Source organism: Treponema primitia ZAS-1 (assembly GCF_000297095.1).
GTDB classification, from domain to species: domain Bacteria; phylum Spirochaetota; class Spirochaetia; order Treponematales; family Breznakiellaceae; genus Termitinema; species Termitinema primitia_A.
The window spans coordinates 1-3,690 of record NZ_AEEA01000062.1 but is presented as its reverse complement, the minus strand read 5'-3'; the positions used below and the strand labels follow the sequence as shown (position 1 = coordinate 3,690).

2 protein-coding genes are annotated in these 3,690 nt (G+C 63.1%); both read right to left on the bottom strand.

Going from position 1 to position 3,690, the window contains the following annotated elements; all coding sequences use genetic code 11:
* Positions 1-33: 33 nt before the first annotated feature.
* Positions 34-1,869, bottom strand: a complete 1,836-nt coding sequence (locus TPRIMZ1_RS0112030) for a YDG domain-containing protein (RefSeq protein ID WP_010259863.1) — start codon at positions 1,867-1,869, stop codon at positions 34-36.
* 12 nt (positions 1,870-1,881) lie between these two features.
* The coding region (locus TPRIMZ1_RS18920; RefSeq protein ID WP_010259858.1) for a hypothetical protein at positions 1,882-3,690 on the bottom strand (1,809 nt) is incomplete at its 5' end.

Genomic DNA, 3,690 nt, shown 5'->3' with positions numbered 1-3,690 from the left:
ACCCGTATTGCGTTTGTTCATGCCGGTCCTCCCTTACTTGCTTACCTTGAAGCCGATTTCTTTGGAATACGTGACCCCGCCCTGGACACCCCGGAAGGTGAACTGATGGTTCCGCACATCGTAATTCGCAGCGCTCAGCGTAATGCTGTTGCCCCCATCACTGAGGACTGCACCGCTGGCCGCAACGCCGTCCACATACCACTTCACGTTGGTATATCCCACGGCGCTTATGGTCGCCGTTCCGCCCCCGCCCCTGGACAGCATGATGCCGCTCGATGGTACGCCGTCCAGGGTAACCTCGTGGCTCAGGTTCAGGCTGACCGTAATGGTGAGGGTTTTCGCCGTCACGGTGATGTTCACCGGGATATCCTCCGCCACGAGGTAATTCCCCGTGTCCTCGGGGGTGTACTTCGCCTTAAAGGTATTGCTGCCCACGCCGCCCACCGGCGTGGTCGTCGGGTTCTCGACGGTGTCCCAGTCAAAGCCCTCGGACAGCGTCACATCCGCCAGGGTCTGCCCGACAAATGCAGTGGGGGTGGGCGTCGTGTAAACAGGCGTCGCCTTGCTGATGGCCACCGTAACGCCGGTAATGCTTGCAGGCGCAGGCGCAGTATAGTTACCCGCCGCCGCCCCGGTCAGGGCTATACCGCTAATACTGACAGTCCTGTTGCCGACGTCGGCGCTGTCCGCCGCCCCGGTCCCCGTGATGGAGACCGCATCACCGTCCACCACATTTCCCGCCGTAATGGTGACAGTCACCGCTTTCGTACCATTGTAAACCCGGTCCGTAGCCTGCGCCGTGGCGGTCAGAAGCCGTTTGGCCACCGCAGCTGCGGTAACGGCGCGTTTGTTGCCGTCATAGCCTGCGAGGCTCACTTCCACGGCGATATACTTTCCCACATCGTCTGCGGTCAAGGTATAGGCAATGCTGCTCGCCCCCTCAATCACCGTATCCGCATCCCCTGCTGTATCGCCCCGCTTCCAGACATAGCTCAGGTCGCCGATCCCTTCCAGAGTAGAGGTCGCCGTCAGTTCCTCGCCATAAACCGCCGAACCGCCAAGGCTCACCGTGCCCAGCAGGGCGGGCTTCAGGTCTAGCTCGCCAAAGTCACATGCAGCCAGGGTTTCCAGGCCGGGGTAGAGGTGGGCCACCCAGCCGCGGGTGGCGCTCAAGTATCCCCGGGTCAGCTTGACCTGCACCAGGTAATTGCCGGCGTCCAGGCTGATAGTATCCGCATACCGACCCGTGACCGGGGACCAGTGCAGGTCCGAGGCGGCCGGTTCCCCGTCCGTGTCGTCGGCATTGGTTTTCGTTACCGTTATAGTGGCGGAATTAAGCCCCGCAATGGCGCCCCCGTCCCCGCCTATGCCGATGTCATAGCGCAGTGTTCCCTTTACGGCGTCCAGCCCGGTGTAGGGAGCCAGGGTGATGTGTACCGGGTCATTGTCCCCCACACCGATAGTGGTTGCCTCCCTGCCCCAGGCCGCCGCCACGGACGACTCAGCCTTAGTATACGCTGTGGCAGTGATGGTCCAGGCCCCCAGGGCCAGGTCCACCGTGGCGGAACCGCCGGTGACCGGCTCATGGCTTGCCCCCGCAGGCCCCTGGAAACTCAGGATAATATCTCCGAAATCCCCCTCCGCAGGGTACAGGGTCCGCGCCCCGGTCCCTGCCAGGGTGACAGTCACCCGCCCGTAGCCATCGGGAACCGCATCCGTGAAGCCCCCCCCGGTGGAAGGCCGCTCTGCCAGAGGATTCATGCATCCCCCCAGAACCATCAGCGCCAGAACGGTGCCAGGCACCTTTTTCAGAATGGTGGAAATGGTGACCCGACCTTGGTCGGCAGTCACCGTATTGCGTTTGTTCATGCCGGTCCTCCCTTACTCGCTTACCGTGAAGCTGATTTCTTTAGAATAGGTGCTGCCGTCCTGGACACCCCGGAAGAGGACCTGATGGCGCCGCACATCGTAAGCCCCAGCGCTCAGCGTAATGCTGTTGCCCTCATCGCTGAGGACTGCATCGACGGCCGCAACGCCGTCCACATACCACTTCACGTTGGTATATCCCTCGGCTTTTATTTCCGCCGTTTTAGTTGCCCCGGTCCCGGTCCTGGACAGCGTGATGCCGCCCGACGCGCCTTCCAGGGTAACATCGCGGCTCAGGTTCAGGCTGACCGTAATGGTGAGGGTTTTCGCCGTCACGATGATGTTCACCGGGATATCCTCCGCCACGAGGTAATTCCCCGTGTCGTCGGGGGTGTACTTCGCCTTAAAGGTATTGCTGCCCACGCCGCCCACCGCAGTGGTCAGCGGGTTCTTGACGGTGTCCCAGCTAAAGCCCTCGGACAGCGTCACATCCGCCAGGGTCTGCCCGACAAATGCGCTGAGTCCGGTGGGCGCGGCGTAAGTAGGCGTTGCCTTGCTGATGTTCACCGTCAGTGTTGCGGTGGCCGCATTATAAGTGGCGTCCCCCGCCTTAGTGGCGGTGATATACCCCGTGCCAGCTTTCAGGAAACTAACGGCGCCGCTGGCTGCGTCCACGCTGACCGCCCCGTCACTCCCGGTTACCGCATAGCTAATCCCGCCGTCCCCCGACCCGCCCGTGGCGGTATAGGGAACGGGGGCGTCGCCGTAAGTTTTGTCCACCGTTCCCACACTAAACCCAAAGGCCGCCTGACTGAGCTTTCCCACAGTTATTGCCGCGCTTCGCACCGCTGCGCCCACACCATAATTCGCGCTCTCCCCGGCGCGGGCATACATATAATAGGTGACGCCGGGGTCCAGGTCCGCAAAGGTAAGCCCGGTCTGCCAGCCCGTATCCGGCGCATTTGTCCCGGTACTTATGGCGTACTCAGGCGCCTGCTCACCGTTACTCACCGTAAGCGCCGTTACCGTGATAGTAGTCCCGGCGCTGTCCCCGCCCGGCGTTCCCACGGCGCCCCCCGCCGCCTTGCTGATAGTAATACTCACCTGCGCCGTTGCCGCAGCCCCGTCGTCATAGCCCACGGTGATGGTCGCTGTATAGATCCCCGCCGCAAGGGCCGCCGCAGGCTGCACGGTCCACGTTGTAATACTGTCCCCCACAGCCACCGTGTCCCCGGAACCGCCCAGCGCAAAGGCGTCCTTCCCGCCGCCGCTTAGTTCAACTGCGCTGATAGCCGCCGCCCCCGTCCCGCTATTGGTAATCGTAATAGGTTTCGCCCCAGGCCGCTCATCGCCATAGACCGCCCCGTCAAAGCTGACCGCCACCACCCCCAGGATGGGAGCCGGGCCGGGTTTGGTCCCGGTCTTGGCGGCAGCGGCGGCGGTAAACACACCGCTCGCCGCAGCAAGGTCCAGCGCCGCCTGGTCAATCTGCGCCGCCGTCGCCGCCCCGTCATCCCGCGCCGCCCTGGCCGCGTCAATAGCCGCCTGGTATGCCGCCTTTTCCGCCCCGGTAACAAAGTGAACCCCCAGGGGAATTTCCGCAACGTCCTCCCCGCTTGCCGTGCCGGCGATCAGAGTTTCAGCAGCGGTGATGACGGCGGTAAGGGCGCCCTGGTCCACCGCCCAGCCTCCGGGCAAACCGGGATCTACCAGAGGCTCCTCGGTGACCGGATTCGATTCAGTAATCCAGGCATCCCGCAGGATAGGGTTCCCGCACCCTGCTACGCAGAGCAGTATCAGCGCCAGAAAAGGCGCCTGGTACCA